Origin of the sequence: Pedococcus dokdonensis (assembly GCF_900104525.1) — a bacterium.
Lineage (GTDB): Bacteria > Actinomycetota > Actinomycetes > Actinomycetales > Dermatophilaceae > Pedococcus > Pedococcus dokdonensis.
This window is the reverse complement of record NZ_LT629711.1, coordinates 462,902-478,087: the sequence shown is the minus strand read 5'-3', so window position 1 is coordinate 478,087 and position 15,186 is coordinate 462,902. Positions and strand designations below refer to the sequence as shown.

At 71.6% G+C, this 15,186-nt stretch carries 17 protein-coding genes; 6 read left to right on the top strand and 11 right to left on the bottom strand.

Annotated features, from left to right (window positions below; translation table 11 throughout):
- Positions 1-26: 26 nt before the first annotated feature.
- Positions 27-2,003, top strand: a complete 1,977-nt coding sequence (locus BLQ34_RS02415) for a thioredoxin domain-containing protein (RefSeq protein ID WP_091780994.1) — start codon at positions 27-29, stop codon at positions 2,001-2,003.
- Here BLQ34_RS02415 and BLQ34_RS02410 read toward each other — a convergent pair.
- The 7 genes from BLQ34_RS02410 to BLQ34_RS02380 form a co-directional block, all read right to left on the bottom strand.
- Positions 1,993-2,601, bottom strand: a complete 609-nt coding sequence (locus BLQ34_RS02410) for a cytochrome c-type biogenesis protein (protein ID WP_091780991.1) — start codon at positions 2,599-2,601, stop codon at positions 1,993-1,995. The genes BLQ34_RS02415 and BLQ34_RS02410 overlap by 11 nt on opposite strands.
- A gap of 39 nt (positions 2,602-2,640) precedes the next feature.
- Positions 2,641-3,399, bottom strand: coding sequence for an FAD:protein FMN transferase (locus tag BLQ34_RS02405; protein WP_231961403.1), 759 nt, complete (start codon positions 3,397-3,399; stop codon positions 2,641-2,643).
- On the bottom strand, positions 3,396-3,932 hold the full coding sequence (locus tag BLQ34_RS02400; RefSeq protein ID WP_091780989.1) for an FMN-binding protein: 537 nt from the start codon (positions 3,930-3,932) through the stop codon (positions 3,396-3,398). Before BLQ34_RS02400 ends, BLQ34_RS02405 begins: the two co-directional genes overlap by 4 nt.
- Positions 3,933-3,940: 8 nt before the next feature.
- Entirely contained in the window at positions 3,941-5,365 is a 1,425-nt protein-coding gene (locus tag BLQ34_RS02395; protein WP_231961402.1) for a ferredoxin reductase family protein, read from the bottom strand.
- A 102-nt stretch (positions 5,366-5,467) separates the two neighbouring features.
- A complete protein-coding gene (locus BLQ34_RS02390; protein ID WP_231961401.1) occupies positions 5,468-6,250 on the bottom strand; it encodes a TSUP family transporter in 783 nt (260 codons plus the stop codon).
- On the bottom strand, positions 6,251-7,021 hold the full coding sequence (locus BLQ34_RS02385; RefSeq protein ID WP_091780986.1) for an HAD family hydrolase: 771 nt from the start codon (positions 7,019-7,021) through the stop codon (positions 6,251-6,253).
- On the bottom strand, positions 7,021-8,805 hold the full coding sequence (locus tag BLQ34_RS02380) for a proline--tRNA ligase (protein ID WP_091780984.1): 1,785 nt from the start codon (positions 8,803-8,805) through the stop codon (positions 7,021-7,023). The genes BLQ34_RS02385 and BLQ34_RS02380 overlap by 1 nt, the downstream gene beginning before the upstream one ends.
- A 179-nt stretch (positions 8,806-8,984) precedes the next feature.
- Here BLQ34_RS02380 and BLQ34_RS02375 point away from each other — a divergent pair, with 179 nt between their 5' ends.
- Positions 8,985-9,605, top strand: coding sequence for a pyridoxamine 5'-phosphate oxidase family protein (locus tag BLQ34_RS02375; protein WP_091780981.1), 621 nt, complete (start codon positions 8,985-8,987; stop codon positions 9,603-9,605).
- Here BLQ34_RS02375 and BLQ34_RS02370 read toward each other — a convergent pair.
- Genes BLQ34_RS02370 through BLQ34_RS02360 form a run of 3 tightly spaced genes read right to left on the bottom strand, consistent with a single transcriptional unit; the run spans position 9,602 to position 11,124 of the window.
- Positions 9,602-10,003, bottom strand: a complete 402-nt coding sequence (locus BLQ34_RS02370; protein WP_091780978.1) for a DoxX family protein — start codon at positions 10,001-10,003, stop codon at positions 9,602-9,604. The genes BLQ34_RS02375 and BLQ34_RS02370 overlap by 4 nt on opposite strands.
- Positions 10,004-10,015: 12 nt before the next feature.
- Complete coding sequence (locus tag BLQ34_RS02365; protein WP_091780975.1) at positions 10,016-10,255, bottom strand: hypothetical protein; 240 nt, start codon at positions 10,253-10,255, stop codon at positions 10,016-10,018.
- 23 nt (positions 10,256-10,278) lie between these two features.
- Complete coding sequence (locus tag BLQ34_RS02360) at positions 10,279-11,124, bottom strand: GNAT family N-acetyltransferase (protein ID WP_091780972.1); 846 nt, start codon at positions 11,122-11,124, stop codon at positions 10,279-10,281.
- Positions 11,125-11,239: 115 nt separating this feature from the next.
- Here BLQ34_RS02360 and BLQ34_RS02355 point away from each other — a divergent pair, with 115 nt between their 5' ends.
- Together BLQ34_RS02355 and BLQ34_RS02350 are read left to right on the top strand one after the other, a co-directional pair.
- Positions 11,240-11,644: a VOC family protein gene (locus BLQ34_RS02355; RefSeq protein WP_091780970.1), complete on the top strand. Its 405-nt coding sequence runs from the start codon at positions 11,240-11,242 to the stop codon at positions 11,642-11,644.
- A complete protein-coding gene (locus BLQ34_RS02350; RefSeq protein WP_091780967.1) occupies positions 11,641-11,922 on the top strand; it encodes a winged helix-turn-helix transcriptional regulator in 282 nt (93 codons plus the stop codon). Before BLQ34_RS02355 ends, BLQ34_RS02350 begins: the two co-directional genes overlap by 4 nt.
- A gap of 8 nt (positions 11,923-11,930) precedes the next feature.
- Here BLQ34_RS02350 and ispG read toward each other — a convergent pair whose 3' ends face one another.
- The gene (gene ispG, locus BLQ34_RS02345) at positions 11,931-13,091 is read right to left on the bottom strand and encodes a flavodoxin-dependent (E)-4-hydroxy-3-methylbut-2-enyl-diphosphate synthase (protein ID WP_091780964.1); all 1,161 of its coding nucleotides are present in this window, start codon (positions 13,089-13,091) and stop codon (positions 11,931-11,933) included.
- 127 nt (positions 13,092-13,218) lie between these two features.
- On the opposite strand from ispG, the gene BLQ34_RS02340 reads away from it, so the two are divergent.
- Together BLQ34_RS02340 and BLQ34_RS02335 are read left to right on the top strand one after the other, a co-directional pair.
- The gene (locus BLQ34_RS02340; protein ID WP_091780960.1) at positions 13,219-14,466 is read left to right on the top strand and encodes a sensor histidine kinase; all 1,248 of its coding nucleotides are present in this window, start codon (positions 13,219-13,221) and stop codon (positions 14,464-14,466) included.
- Complete coding sequence (locus BLQ34_RS02335) at positions 14,463-15,110, top strand: response regulator (protein ID WP_091780956.1); 648 nt, start codon at positions 14,463-14,465, stop codon at positions 15,108-15,110. Before BLQ34_RS02340 ends, BLQ34_RS02335 begins: the two co-directional genes overlap by 4 nt.
- The last annotated feature ends 76 nt before the right edge of the window (positions 15,111-15,186 follow it).

The following is a 15,186-nucleotide window of genomic DNA, read 5'->3' as shown; positions in this document are numbered from 1 at the left end:
CGATGCGAGGGCCTAGCGTGGCAGGCATGGCCAACCGTCTCGCTGACTCCACGTCGCCCTACCTGTTGCAGCACCGTGACAACCCGGTCGACTGGCAGGAGTGGGGGCCGGCGGCGTTCGAGGAGGCGCGCGAGCGTGACGTGCCCGTCCTGCTGAGCGTCGGGTATGCCGCGTGCCACTGGTGCCACGTCATGGCGCACGAGTCGTTCGAGGACGAGGAAGTAGCGCGTGCGGTGAACGCGGACTTCGTCGCGGTGAAGGTGGATCGCGAGGAACGACCGGACATCGACGCGGTCTACATGGCGGCCACCACCGCACTCACCGGCCACGGTGGCTGGCCGATGACCTGTCTGCTGACCCCTGACGGCGACCCGTTCTTCGCCGGCACCTACTTCCCCAGGCCGCAGTTCCTCCAGCTCCTGGCCGGCGCCAAGGATGCCTGGACCACGCAGCGCGACAGGGTGCTCGACAGTGGCGCCCACATCGCGAGCCGCCTGCGCGAGATCTCGGCGCCCACGACGGGCCGCAGGCTGGACGAGGGCGCACTCGACACGGCGGTGTCCCAGCTGCGGGGCCAGTTCGACCACGCCGCAGCGGGTTTCGGGGGCGCGCCGAAGTTCCCGCCGTCGATGGTGCTCGAGTTCCTGCTCCGTCACCACGGGCGCACCGGCTCGCCCGACGCCCTCGCCATGGCCGCCAGCACCTGCGAGGCGATGGCGCGGGGAGGCATCTACGACCAGCTGGGCGGCGGCTTCGCGCGCTACTCCGTCGATGCCCACTGGGTGGTCCCCCACTTCGAGAAGATGCTCTACGACAACGCGCAGCTGCTGCGCGTCCACACCCACCTGCACCGGGCCACCGGTGACCCACTGGCCAGACGGGTGGCTCTGGAGACGGCCGATTTCCTCTTGCGCGACCTCCGCACTCCCGAGGGCGGTTTCGCCTCCGCCTTGGACGCCGACACCGACGGGGTCGAAGGGCTCACCTACGCGTGGACGCCTGCCCAGCTCGTCGAGGTGCTCGGCGAGGAGGACGGTGCGCGGGCCGCTGCGCTGCTCTCGGTCACCGACCAGGGCACGTTCGAGCACGGCTCGTCGACGCTCCAGCTGCTCACCGACCCCGACGACGCAGCGTGGTGGGCAGCGACCCGGACCCGGCTCTTCGAGGCTCGGCGACAGCGCCCCCAACCCGGTTGCGACGACAAGGTGGTCACGTCGTGGAACGGCCTGGCGATCGCCGCGCTGGCCGACACCGGCGCCCTCCTCGACCGCGCCGACCTCGTCGATGCAGCGGTGCGGTGCGCCGAGTTCGTCGTCACCACCCACCTGGTCGACGGACGACTGCGGCGCACGTCGCGCCACGGCTCCGTCGGCACGGCGGCGGGAGTGGCCGACGACTACGGCAACCTCGCCGAGGGTCTGCTGGCGCTCCACCAGACCACGGGCGACCCTCGCTGGCTCGCCACCGCGCGCGAGCTGCTCGGCACGGCCGTGGCCAGGTTCGCTGCTGACGACGGCGGCTTCCACGACACCGGCGACGACGCGGAGGCACTCTTCACCCGGCCACGCAGTGCCGCCGACAACGCCGAGCCGTCCGGGCAGTCGTCGCTCGCCGGCGCATTGCTCACCTGCTCGGCGCTGACTGGCGACTCCGGCCTGCGGGAGCGCGCCGAGGCGGCACTCGACGCGTCGGGTCAGCTCGCCAGCCGCGACCCCCGCTTCGGTGGCTGGGCGCTGGCTGTGGCCGAGGCGGCGCTGGCCGGACCACTCCAGGTCGCCGTCGTGGGCGCCGACGCCGACGCCGAGGCGCTGCTCGCCACCGCCCGCGCGGCCACGTCCCCCGGCCTGGTCCTGGTGCAGGGCGAACCTGACGCAGCGGGCATCCCCCTCCTGGCCGACCGGCCCCTCGTCGACGGCCACGCGGCGGCATACGTGTGTCGTGGCTTCGTGTGCGACGCACCGGTCACCGACGTCGCGGGGCTCACGACGGCACTCAGCCGCTGAGCAGCCCGGCCAGTCGATCCCGCCACCACTCGTCGCCGAGCCCCGGTCGGGCGAGGAGGTAGTCCAGCACCTCGTCGTCAGACGATCCGTGCGTCTCGCGCAGACCGGCAACGATCATCCGAAGGTAGGCCGCGGTGGGCGAGTTCAGCTGCAGCGCAGCCGGATCCGGGGTGGTGAAGGTCAACACCGGCGCTCCCTCGAGCTCACCCACGAGGTGCAGCGCCTCGTAGCGACCGGGCCCCAGGTCGTGTCGCGAGTGCTCGAGGACCTGGCCGAGGTCGAGGTCGTCCCCCGGCTGCCGGTGCATCTCCTGCGCGGCCACGTCGGCGAACTGCTGGTCGCTCACGAGGTAGGCGCGGGCCAGCGTCGGCCCCTCCGAGTCAGCGTTGTAGAACGCGATCCCGCCGCCCCAGGTCGGCGACTCCCACCCGAAGAACATCGCGCCCGGCAGGGTCAGCGGTCGGTCGTCCACCGGCGGTGTGCGGTCACGGGCCCCGGGATACGTGCGGCTCGCGCCCTCGGGCCGCCCACCCGCGATGTAGTGGAGGAAGCGGTCGCGACGCAGGTTGCTCCCGTAGCTCGCGTACCAGACCTGCACGTCCCCACTGTGTCAGACGGACACTCGCCGCCGGTCTGCTCAGAGCACCAGCGACCGGTATGCCGGGTCGGCGCCTTCCAGCGCCGCCGCACCGACCGGCGGGTCGACGTAGAGCGCCGTCGCCCACACGTCAGCCCAGAGCAGGCTGGGCCCCCAGACGGTGGCCGAGCCGTCGCGGTCGATCGCGACACCGGAGCGCGGGTCGACGACGTGCGCGCCCCGGGCAGCCGCCCCCGAGGTCGCCAGGCCGCCGCTGCGCAGCGCGACCGTGGCCACCACCGCGCCCTGCGCCCGCGGGTCCTCGACCCCGATCAGCCACTGGCTCGGCGCGGCGTCCCGTCCGGCGCCGGCGAGCAGGTCGCCGCCGGCGTTGACACACCAGGAGATGCCGGGGACGTGCCTCAGGTGCCGGGCCGCCCGCTCGACGGCCCAGCCCTTCACCAGCCCGGTGGGGTCGTGGTGGGCGCCGTCGAAGGCGGCGCTGAACAGTCCCCCGGTGCGCTGCTCGGCCTCGAGGCAGAGCCGGTCGACCTCGGACAGCCATGGATGCGCCAGCTCGGGGGCGAGCTCCCCGCGCCGCCGGCGCATCAGCTCGCTGTCGGTGCGCCAGGTGCTGAACACCGCGTCGACCCGGTGCAGGACCCCCCAGACCTGCTGCACGGCGGTGAGCAGCTCGGGTCGCTCGACGTCGCCGCGCACGTGCACGGAGACCGGCAGACCCATGACCTGCTCGACGAAGGCCCGCCGCGCGCCGGTGGTGACCTGCGGGTGCGGCGCCCGGGTGATCACGGCGCTCACAGGTGGGCCTGGTCGATCGCCGACTGCAACGAGGACAGATAGCCCTCGGACGTCACGGTCGCGCCGGACACCATGTCGATGTCCGCGCTCTGCTGGTCGACGGCCTCCCGGTTGAGGACGGGGAGGGCGAACGAGTTGATCTGCTCGTCCTCGTGGTTGCCGTTCGGGTAGACGATGGCCTCGGAGGCGGTGATCTTCCCGTCGACGACGGTGATCCGGACCTGCACCGGCCCCCAGCGGGTCTGGACCGAGTCGCCGGTGTAGGTGGCGCCCGCCGAGCTGCCCGAGTCGGTCGCACCCGAGTCGGTCGCACCCGAGTCGGTCGCACCCGAGTCGGTCGAACCCGGGTCGGTCGAACCCGGGTCGGACCCACCGGAGTCCGCCGAACCCGAGTCGCTGCCGGACGCGGCCGGCGCCTGCACCGAGGTGCCGGCCGCCAGCGTGGTCCCGGACCCGCCGGTCGAGGTGTGGTAGCTGAACAGGAGGACGAGGGTCGTCAGGGTGGACAGCACCCACAGGGTGATGCGTCGCATGGGAGCTCCTAGTACTCGAACCGCTCGAGGTGGATGTGGGCGGCCGGCACCCCGCACGCCAGGGCCGCCCGGCGGGCGGCGTCCATCCAGGCGGGGGCGCCGCAGAGGAACACGTCGCGCTCGGCGACGTCGGGCACGAGCTGGGCCAGCGCTTCGGCATCACTGAGGTGGGCGGCCGAGGCCGGGAGCCAGGTGTCACGGCCCGGGACGCGGCGGCCCTCGACCGTGACGTAGCGCGCGCCACGGGCCCCTGCCAGCTCGACGAGCTCCCGCCCGTGGACGAGCTGGTCGCGTGAGCTGGCCCGATGGACCACGACGACGTCGCCCGGGCCCTGCTCCAGGTCTTCCAGCATGGCCCGGATCGGGGTGATGCCGATCCCGGCTCCCATCAGCAGCACCTTCTGCCGGGTGCGAACACCCGCGTGCAGCCGACCGTAGGGGCCCTCGACGAGGACGCGGGTGCCCGGTCGCAGTGCGGCCAGGCGGCGGGTCCCCTCCCCGACGTGAGCCGCGGTGACGCGCAGGTGCTGCCCGTCGGGAGCCGCGGAGAGCGAGTAGGGGTTGGCCCGGGTCCAGCCCGGTCCGTCCACGAAGCGCCACTGGAAGAACTGGCCGGCCGCGGGCCGCAGGGCCGCCACCCCAGGGCCGCCGACGACGACCGAGGTCACCCCTGGAGCCTCCTCGTGCACGGCGACCACCCGCAACGGCGAGCGCAGCGAGCGCACCAGGGGCAGCCCGACGCGGAAGACGAGGACGGAGGCGGCGCACGCGGCATACAGGCTCCACCAGAACACGGTCGAGGCGGTGGAGGCGAGGAACTCCTGGCCGGTCCACAGCTGGTGCGGCAGCGCCAGCCCCGCACCGAGGTAGCCGTAGAGGTGGATCAGGTGCCACGACTCGTAACGCAGCCGGCGCCTGGCCTTGCGGACCGAGGTGACCACCACCAAGCAGAGGGCGACGGTGCCCGCGACGGCGAGCAGCATGCCGGGGTAGTTGAGGACGAAGTCGACGATCGTGCCCCAGAGGCCCAGCGTCGAGGCGGCGGCGTAGCCGAGGGTGATCAGCACGATGTGCGCCCACAGCAGGTTGAACGAGGTGAAGCCGACGAGGCGGTGGGTGCGCGCCAGCTCGTCCTGCCCCCAGGCCTGCTCGAACCACGGGATCCGCGCCATCAGGAAGACCTGCACCAGCAGGAGAGCCGACGCCACGAGGCCGGTGAGCCGGCCCACTGAGGTGAGCGCCCCGGAGAGCGAGCCGAGGTCCTGGACTCCCCCGTGGGCGACCCACAGGGCGGTGACGAAGAGGAGCACGAGCCAGAAGGCGGTCACCGAGGCGTCCCGCCACCAGCGCGGGACGGGCCGCGGCGCCACCCGGGGGCGGGTTGCGGGCGAGGCGGCGGAGGCCATCGCAGGGGGCAGGTCGATCGTGGTCACAAGGAGACTGTGCGGTCGCAGTCTGGGTGTTTGCTGTGCACCAGCCATGACTGGCTGCTGAACCTCGCCGACCTCCGAGCCACCCCCCCTCCAGAGGCTGGATCAGCTCCAGACGCCCAGCACCGAGCCGCCGATCCGCACGATGAACGCCACCAGCACGACCACGAAGACGACCCGCACGAACCGGCTCCCCCGGGCGACCGCGGTCCGTGCCCCGACGTAGCCGCCGGCGATGTTGGCGACCGCCATGACCAGCCCGATCTTCCACATCACGTGGCCCCCGGGCACGAAGACGGTCAGCGCTCCGAGGTTGGTGGCGAAGTTGGCGATCTTGGCCTTGGCACTGGCCTCGAGGAACGCGTAGCCCATCAGCCCCACGAGCGCGAAGACGAGGAACGACCCCGTGCCGGGACCGAGCGCCCCGTCGTACACGCCGATCACGAAACCCGTCAGCATCGCGACGACGGTGTGCCGGTGGCCGTCGAAGCGCAGCGCGGTCTCGTGGCCCAGTGACGGCTTGGCGACCGTGTAGGCGCCGACCACCACCAGCATCACCAGGATCACCGGGTTGAACGCGGTCTTGGGGATGTGCAGACCGATCAGGGCACCACCCACCGCCCCGACGTAGGCCACGCCCGCCATCGGCAGCGCGGTCCGCAGGTCGGGACGCACCCTGCGCCAGTAGGTGATCGAGCTGGTCGTCGTGCCGAAGATCGAGGCGATCTTGTTGGTGGCGAGCAGCTGCGCGGGGGTCGCACCCGGGAACCCGAGCAGCAGGGCCGGGAGCTGCACGAGGCCGCCGCCCCCGACGACGGCGTCGATCCACCCGGCCCCGAAGCCGGCCAGGGCCATCAGGAGCAGGGTGGTCAGGTCGAGGTCGGTCACCTACCTGCCCAGCCAGCCGTCGACGATGTCGAGGACGTCGAGCAGCTCGTGGGCCTGCGCGTCGGGGGTGACCTCCACCTCGACGATCTGTCCCGCCGGGATGTCGCTGTGCGGCACCCAGATCGCGCGCATGCCGACCTGCTGCGGACCGTGCACGTCCTCGAACAGCCGGTCGCCGACGTAGACCGCCTCCTCCGGCTGCACGCCAACCGCCCCGCACGCCGCGAGGAAGGCCTCCGGGTGCGGCTTCACGACATGGATCTCGGACGAGTACACGTCACCGTCGAGGAGGTCGAGCACGCCGTCGCGCTGGAACACCTCACGGTGGTAGTCGCGGCTCCAGATCGTGTTGGACAGCACTCCCACCTTGAGGCCGCGGTCGCGCAGCCCCTCCCACAGGGGTCGCACCTGCGGGTCGGTGTGGGTGTGCGGTTCCCAGAACCGCCGGTAGGCCGCGAGCGCCAGCAGGTGCCGGTCGTGCTCCGCGTCCACACCGGCGTCCGCGAGGATCGCCTCGATCGAGGCGCTCTCATGCGTGTCGCGGCCTCGTGCCCAGGCCCGCTCCTCGGCCTGGTGGATGCGGATCGCGAGCGAGTCGGCCTCGGCCAGCTCGTCCACCGGCATGGCGGGGTCCTCGACGGGCAACCCGTGGACCTCGCGGGCGAAGACGCGCCACTGCTGGGGCAGGTCGACGGTGTGCCAGGGGGTGAGCGTGCCGCCCCAGTCGAAGATGACCGCCCGGGGTGCTGGCGTCGAGGAGGTGCCGCCCATCAGGCGCCGCTGCCGCGGACCTCGCGGACGATCTCGGTGACGGCCTGGTCGACCGGGACCTCGCGCCGCTCACCGGTGGCGCGGTCCTTGATCTCCACGACGCCCTGCTCCAGGGCTTTGCCGACGACGACGATGGTCGGCACGCCGATCAGCTCGGAGTCCTTGAACTTCACGCCCGGGCTGACCTTCTGGCGGTCGTCGTAGAGCACCGACAGACCCGCCGCCTCGAGGGCGCGGGTGATCTCCTCGGACCGCTGGAAGACCTCGGGGTCGCGAGTGACGTCCTTGCCGGTGGCGACCACGTGCACGTCGACCGGGCTGATCTCGCGCGGCCAGCGCAGCCCCAGCTCGTCGTGGTTGCCCTCGGCGACGCAGGCCACGGCGCGCGAGACGCCGACGCCGTAGGAGCCCATGATCACGGTCTGGAGCTTGCCGTGCTGGTCGAGCACCTTGAGGTCGAGCGCCTCGGTGTACTTGGTGCCGAGCTGGAAGATGTGACCCATCTCGATGCCCCGCGCCGACTGGAGCGCGTGCCCGCAGCTGGGGCAGGCATCACCGGGGCGCACGTCGGCGGCCTCGATCGTGCCGTCGGCGGTGAAGTCGCGTCCGGCGACCAGGTCGACCACGTGCTTGCCCGTCTCGTCGGCGCCGGTGACCCAGCGGGTGCCCTCGACCACCCGGGGGTCGAGCAGGTAACGGATCCCGGAGGCCGACTCCGACCCGAGGGCGCCGGGACCGATGTAGCCCTTGGCCAGGGCGGGGTTGGCGGCGAAGTCCTTCTCCTCGAAGGCCTCCACGGTGGCCGGCTCGACCTGGGCGCCGAGCCGCTTCTCGTCGATCTCGCGGTCACCGGGCACGCCGATCGCGAGCGGCTCGCGGGTGCCGTCCGGGTGGACGAGGGTGACGATGACGTTCTTCAGGGTGTCGCCCGCGGCCCACGGACGGTCCTCGCGGGGGAAGTGCGCGTTGAGGTGCGCCACCAGTGTCTCGATGGTGGGGGTGTCCGGGGTGGACTCCGCGTGAGCTGCTGGGACGTCGGCATACGGCAGGGCGTCGGGGACGGGCACACGCACGGCCTCGACGTTCGCGGCATACCCGCAGTTGGGGCAGTGGACATAGGTGTCCTCGCCGTTCTCCGCGGTGGCGAGGAACTCCTCGGACTTGCTGCCACCCATGGCGCCGGCCATCGCCTGCACGATCACGTAGTGGAAGCCGAGCCGGTCGAAGATCCGGATGTAGGCGTCGCGGTGCAGCTGGTAGGACTTGTCGAGGCCTGCCTCGTCGATGTCGAAGGAGTAGGAGTCCTTCATGACGAACTCGCGTCCGCGCAGCACTCCGGCCCGCGGACGGGCCTCGTCGCGGTACTTGGTCTGGATCTGGTAGATCGCCAGCGGCAGGTCCTTGTAGGACGAGTACATGTCCTTGACCGCGAGGGTGAACATCTCCTCGTGGGTCGGCCCGAGGAGGTAGTCGGCGCCCTTGCGGTCCTGCAGGCGGAAGATGTTGTTGCCGTACTCGGTCCAGCGACCACTCGCCTCGAACGGCTCCTTGGGCAGCAGCGCCGGGAACAGCAGCTCCTGCGAGCCGATCTCGTCCATCTCCTCGCGGACGATGTTCTCGACCTTGCGCAGCACGCGCAGGCCGAGCGGCAGCCACGTGTAGATGCCCGGGCTCACCCGCCGGATGTAGCCGGCGCGGACGAGCAGCTTGTGGCTCGGCACCTCGGCATCGGCCGGGTCCTCGCGAAGGGTTCGCAGGAACAGGGTCGACATGCGCAGGGCCACAGGGCACTCCTCGGTTGGCGGACAACCCCCAGAGGATATCCGTCGGTATGCCGCGTGCTCACCGCGGTTTCCCCCTCGCCACCACCTGACCCGCCCAGACCGAGTCTTTGAGGGATCCACCACGTCCTGGCGGGGTGGATGCTTCAAAGACTCCGCACACGGGTGGCAGAGTGAGTGCCATGGTGGAGCCAAGCCGCATCGAGTCCGTGCAGGAGCTGGTGGACCTGCTGGGTGAGCCACTTCCCCGCGTCCGCGACAAGGCACGTCCCGCGCTGCACCAGCTCGACCGCGACTGGCTCGCGGCGTCGCCGTTCTGCCTCGTCGCGACGTCGGACGCGGACGGGCAGTGTGACGTGTCGCCGAAGGGGGACCCGGCCGGCTTCGTCAAGGTGCTCGACGACACGACGATCGCGATCCCCGAGCGGCTCGGCAACAAGCGCGCCGACGGCTACAAGAACATCCTGGCCAACCCGCACGTGGGTCTGCTGTTCCTCATCCCGGGTCGCGGCGACACCTTGCGGATCAACGGCCGGGCGCACTTGGTGTCCGACGCACCGTGGTTCGACCACATGGTGGTGCAGGGCCACCGTCCGGTGCTGGCGCTGGTCGTCGAGGTCGACGAGGTGTTCGGGCACTGCGCCAAGGCCTTCATGCGCGGCAAGCTGTGGTACCCGCAGTCCTGGGACCCGATGGCGGTGGGTTCGCGGCCGCAGATCGCCAAGGCCCTCGAGCGACCCGAGGACTCCATCGAGGAGCTGGAGCGCTACTACGGCGACCAGTACTCGACGGGGCTGTACTAGCGACGCCCGGCTGCCCTCAGGGCGGTGCGGATCAGGGGTAGCTGGAGCGGGAGCCGGGCCAGCGTGCCCGCGAAGGCAGCCTGCGCCTGCGGGGTGCCCTTGCGCTGGGCGCGCTTGCCGTGGTTGGCGCTCATCTGGACGTTGCCCGGGAGGATGGCGACGAGGAGGGCGGCGCTGGCCAGGCCGGCATACCGACGCGTGCGCGGGTGCAGCAACCCGGCGGCGCAGGCGAGCTCCGCGACGCCGGAGGCGATGATGATCTCGCGGCGACGTGGCAGCACGTCGGGCACCAGCGGGTCGAAGACCTCGGGCTTGACCAGGTGGGTGGTGCCGGACGTGATGAACAGGCCGGCCAGGCCGATGATGTCCTTGGTCAGCGGGGCGACGGTGCGAGGCATCCCGTCATCCTGTCAGTCCCCGCGGCGGTCCCGCAGGTAGGTCCATCGGGCCCGCGCCGCGAGCGCCGACGAGACTCCTCCGACGACCAGCAGGACGAGCCCGATCCAGAGCCAGGCACGCCCGGCGGGGTCCCTGCCCGGGATCGCCACCAAGAAGATCCCGAAGGCCAACAGGGACGACGTCATCCAGAGAAGGGCGTTTCCAGCGGCGGGCGTCTCGGGGCGGGGCTCGGACTCCAGGGAGGGATCCATCTGCGTGGGTGCGTCCGGTCGCCCTAGAGCAGCACGGTCGAGAACGAGCCGACGTCCTCGAACCCCACCTTGCGGTAGGTCGCGCGGGCACTCTCGTTGAAGTCGTTGACATACAACGTGACCCAGCGCGCGCGCGTCTCCATGACCTGCTCGACGACCGACGCCATCAGCGGCACCGCCAGCCCACGGCCGCGCAGGTGGGGCGCGAGCCACACCCCCTGCAGCTGGGCGCACCCGAGCGCGACCGAGCCCACGTCAGCCTTGAAGATCACCGCGCCGTCCTCGATGGCGACGAAGGTGTGGCCGCGGTCGATCAGCGCGAGGAGGGCGGACCGGTATGCCGCGCCGCTCCCGGTGAAGGGTGGGTAGCCGATCTCGCCCTCGAACATGTGCGCCGCGGCCGGGAGGACGAGGTCGACCTCGTCCTCGGTCGCCGGACGCACGCGCGGGTCGAGCTCGACCCCGAGAGCCGAGGGCCGGTCCATGGTGCTCATCAACGGCTGGTGGGTGCGCACCGCCCGGGCCGGGCCCCAGGACGGCTCGAGGAGGCGCCAGAGCTCGGTCACCTGCTCAGACGGCCCTAGCACCGAGGCGCAGTGCCGTCGCCAGCGACGGACCCGGTCGGCGAAGAAGCTGATGGTGAGGTCGTCAGCCTCGACGGGCACGAGGTTGGCGCTCGACCAGCACAGTGACTCCAGGGTGCCGCCCACCTTGTGGCCGAGCACGGTGCCGGGCTGGGTGCTGAGCACGCCCTCGAGCAGCCGCGCCGCCACGAACACGTTGGCCGGGAGGTTGCGCGCGCACACCTCCAGGGCGGCGTCGCGGTCCGAGGGCGACAGCGCGTGGACCGGGTTACGAGTGCGCAGCACCCCGTCAGCCTAGGTCGTGGAGGGCCGGTGCGCGCAGCAATGTCCCCAGAAGTCCAGCGGTCGTCGGCGCCGGGACGGCCTTGACGGGCCACTTGCATTTTGCAAGTATGCCGCCATGAGCCTCTTCATCACCTGTCCCGTCGACGACGTCGAGCGTGCGACCGCCTTCTACACCGCCCTCGGGTGGACCCTCAACCCCGAGATGTCCGACCACAACGTGTCGTGCTTCTCGATCGCGCCGGAGCAGTACGTCATGCTCGGCAGCCGCGAGATGTACGCCAGCATCGGCGGTTCCGAGGAGCTCGTCGGCGGCCCCGGCACCCCCTCGAAGGTCACCGTCTCGTTCGACCTCGGCAGTCGTGCGGCGGTCGACGAGATCGTCGAGCGCGCCGGTGCCGCGGGTGGCCGGGTCGGCGACACCGACGACTACGACTTCATGTACCAGCGCCAGTTCGACGACCCGGACGGCTACCACTACTCACCGTTCTGGATGAAGCCGAACACCGACGCCACCGAGTGAGCGACCTGGCAGCGGCCCTCGACATCGTCGGGAGCCGGTGGGCCCTCCTCATCGTCGAGCGACTGCTCGACGGGCCGCAGCGCTACGGCGACCTGCAGCGCGACCTCGGGGCGCCGACGAACATGCTCGCCACCCGCCTGCGCGAGCTCGAAGCGGCCGGTGTGCTCTACCGCATACCCCTCAAGCACAACACGCGCGCCTACGCGCTGACCGATCGCGGTCTCGCCCTGCGCGCGGCGATCGAAGCCCTCGGAGGCTGGGCTGCCGAGAAGTCCTGACCGGCTGGTCAGCCGACGGTGACCGACGGCGCTCCGGCGCTGGCCTCGTCGATCGGCTCACCCATCTCGTCGGCGATGCGCATCGCCTCTTCGATCAGCGTCTCGACGATCTGGCTCTCGGGCACGGTCTTGATGACCTCACCCTTGACGAAGATCTGGCCCTTGCCGTTGCCCGACGCGACACCGAGGTCGGCCTCGCGGGCCTCCCCCGGTCCGTTGACGACACAGCCCATCACCGCGACCCGGAGCGGGACGGTCATGCCCTCGAGCCCGGCGGTGACCTCGTCGGCGAGCTTGTAGACGTCGACCTGGGCGCGTCCGCACGAGGGACACGACACGATCTCGAGCTTGCGCGGCTTGAGGTTCAGCGACTGGAGGATCTGGTTGCCGACCTTGACCTCCTCGACCGGAGGCGCGGACAGCGAGACGCGGATCGTGTCGCCGATCCCCTTGGACAGCAACGCCCCGAAGGCCGTCGCCGACTTGATGGTGCCCTGGAACGCCGGGCCGGCCTCGGTGACGCCGAGGTGCAGCGGCCAGTCGCCCCGCTCGGACAGCATCTCGTAGGCCTTCACCATGACGACCGGGTCGTTGTGCTTCACCGAGATCTTGAAGTCGTGGAAGTCGTGCTCCTCGAAGAGTGACGCCTCCCAGACCGCGGACTCGACGAGCGCCTCGGCCGTCGCCTTCCCGTACTTCTCCAGCAGGCGCGGATCGAGCGAGCCGGCGTTCACACCGATCCGGATCGAGACGCCTGCGTCCTTCGCGGCCGCAGCGATCTGCTTGACCTGGTCGTCGAACTTGCGGATGTTGCCCGGGTTGACGCGCACCGCGGCACAGCCCGCGTCGATCGCGGCGAAGACGTACTTGGGCTGGAAGTGGATGTCGGCGATCACCGGGATCTGCGACTTCCGCGCGATCGCCGGCAGGGCGTCGGCGTCGTCCTGGCTCGGGCAGGCGACGCGCACGATGTCGCAGCCCGACGCGGTCAGCTCGGCGATCTGCTGCAGCGTCGCGTTGATGTCGGTGGTGGGGGTCGTGCACATCGACTGCACCGAGATGGGGGCGTCCCCGCCGACCTCGACCTTGCCGACCTTGATCTTGCGCGTCTTGCGGCGGGGCGCGAGCACGGGCGGGGGCAGAGCCGGCATACCGAGTCCAACAGTCATGCGTCCCATTATCCGGTATGCCGCGCCGGCACCGCGCCGCGCACCCCGGCCGGGTCCGTCGCAGGGACTACCGCGGGTCCATCGGCAGACTGACTCCGGGCCGGGCGTGGCGGCCTAGCCTTGACCGGTGACCGACGTGTGGGGCGACGAGCGGCCGAGCCGTCGGCAGGTGCTCCTCGACGTCAGCGTCGGGCTCGTCCTCGCGGCCCTCCTGGGCCCCCTCCACGCCACCATCGGGGTGGCCGCCGGGATCGCGGCCGCCCTCGTGGGCGTCGCCCTGGCCCTGCGCCGCCTCTCGTGGCAGGCCATGTCGGTCGTCGCCATCGGCGCGGCCGTGCTCCAGGTCGCGTCTGGTCAGGTGGCCTACCTCGCCGACCCCGGGTATGCCGTGCTGTTCTTCACCCTCGGCGCGCACCGTTCGCGGGGCGTGCGACGGTGGGGCCTGGCCTGCGCAGCCGTCGCCACCGTCGTGGCCGGGACCTTCATGTCCTTCCAACCGCGACCGTCGGCAACCGCCCTGACCACCGTCGCCCTCTCGGCGGGCTTCGCGGCCCTCACCGCGGTGGTGGCCGGGGGCGGCTGGGTCGCCGGCTTCGTGCGGTGGCAGAACCGGCAGGGGGTGCAGGCCAGGGTCGACGCGCAGCTCGAGGCGGCCGAGCGCCGACGCCTCTCGGACCTCTACGACGTGGAGCAGGAACGCCGACGCATCGCCGCGGACATGCACGACGTCGTCGCCCACTCGTGGGCCGTCGTCGCGGCTCAGAGCGACGGTGCGAGGTACGGGCTGAGCCACGACCCGGCGGGAGCCGAACGCGCCCTCGAGGTGATCGGCGAGACCGCGCGGGCCGCCATCACCGACCTGCGGACCATCGTCGCGCAGCTGCGCGATCCGGCCCTGGCTCCGAGCACCCCGGGATTCGCCCAGCAGTCGGAGGTCATCGATCGGATGCGCACGTCGGGGATGGACCTCCGGGTCGAGGAACACGGAGAGCGTGACGAGTCGCCACTGGTCGCCCTCACGGCCCACCGCCTGCTCGCCGAGTCGCTGACCAATGCGCTCAAGCACGGCGACCTGAGGGCGCCCGTGCGCGTCGAGCAGGACTGGACGGACGGATACCGTCTCACCGTGACCAATCGCCTGCGGGACCAGCCGCCGGGGTCGGCCGGAGGCGGTGCGGCGCTCCCGACGGGCACCGGCCACGGCCTGGTCGGCATGGCTGAGCGGACGACCGTCGCCGGCGGCACCTTCCGGGCCGGGCCCGAGGGCGGCTCCTGGGTGGTCCGCGTGCAGGTGCCCCGCAACCCGGTCGTCGCCCCGTCACCCACCGACGACGAGCCTGCCGACGCCCCACGGGCGGACGGGGTGGACCCGTGACGATCCGGGTGGCCCTCGTCGACGACCAGGCACTGTTCCGAGCCGGGATCGCCATGGTGGTGGGGAGCCAGGACGACCTCGAGGTGGTCGGCGAGGCCGGTGACGGCGCCGACGCCCTGGCCCTGGTCGAGCGCAGCCAGCCGGACGTCGTGCTCATGGACGTCCGGATGCCGACCGTCGACGGCGTCGCCGCGACCCGGCAGCTCGTGACCGAGCTCGGCGACCGGGCGCCACGGGTGCTCGTCCTCACGACGTTCGACCTCGACGAGCTGGTGGCTGATGCGATCGAGGCCGGCGCGAGTGGGTTCGTGCTCAAGGAGTCGCGGCCCGAGCTGCTGCTCGCCGCGATCAGGGCGGTCGCGGACGGCACGCAGGTGGTCGCGGCCGGGGCGACGCAGGCGGTCTTCGAGCGCTTCCGCCGGCGGCTGGGCTCGACGCCCGGCGACGACTACGAGCGACTCACCCCTCGTGAGCGGGAGATCCTCCTGCAGGCCGCCCGCGGCCTCTCGAACGCCGAGATCGCGGCGGCCGAGTTCCTGTCGGAGGCGACCGTGAAGACGCACGTGTCACGCATCCTGACCAAGCTCGCCCTGCGCGACCGGGTCCAGCTCGTCGTCTACGCCTACGAGCACGGCCTCCTCTGAGACCACCGGGACCACCCGGCATACCTCTTGCGGAGGATCACGAATCCGTCCGTGGCCTGACGCGCCGCCCCTGCAC

What these genes read in the sequence shown, in the direction of transcription:
- BLQ34_RS02365 (WP_091780975.1), bottom strand. Translation starts at nt 10,255, where the DNA reads ATGGATCCCTCCCTGGAGTCCGAGCCCCGCCCCGAGACGCCCGCCGCT.
- BLQ34_RS02375 (WP_091780981.1), top strand. Translation starts at nt 8,985, where the DNA reads ATGGTGGAGCCAAGCCGCATCGAGTCCGTGCAGGAGCTGGTGGACCTG.
- BLQ34_RS02415 (WP_091780994.1), top strand. Translation starts at nt 27, where the DNA reads ATGGCCAACCGTCTCGCTGACTCCACGTCGCCCTACCTGTTGCAGCAC.
- BLQ34_RS02400 (WP_091780989.1), bottom strand. Translation starts at nt 3,932, where the DNA reads ATGCGACGCATCACCCTGTGGGTGCTGTCCACCCTGACGACCCTCGTC.
- BLQ34_RS02385 (WP_091780986.1), bottom strand. Translation starts at nt 7,021, where the DNA reads ATGGGCGGCACCTCCTCGACGCCAGCACCCCGGGCGGTCATCTTCGAC.
- BLQ34_RS02355 (WP_091780970.1), top strand. Translation starts at nt 11,240, where the DNA reads ATGAGCCTCTTCATCACCTGTCCCGTCGACGACGTCGAGCGTGCGACC.
- ispG (WP_091780964.1), bottom strand. Translation starts at nt 13,091, where the DNA reads ATGACTGTTGGACTCGGTATGCCGGCTCTGCCCCCGCCCGTGCTCGCG.
- BLQ34_RS02370 (WP_091780978.1), bottom strand. Translation starts at nt 10,003, where the DNA reads ATGCCTCGCACCGTCGCCCCGCTGACCAAGGACATCATCGGCCTGGCC.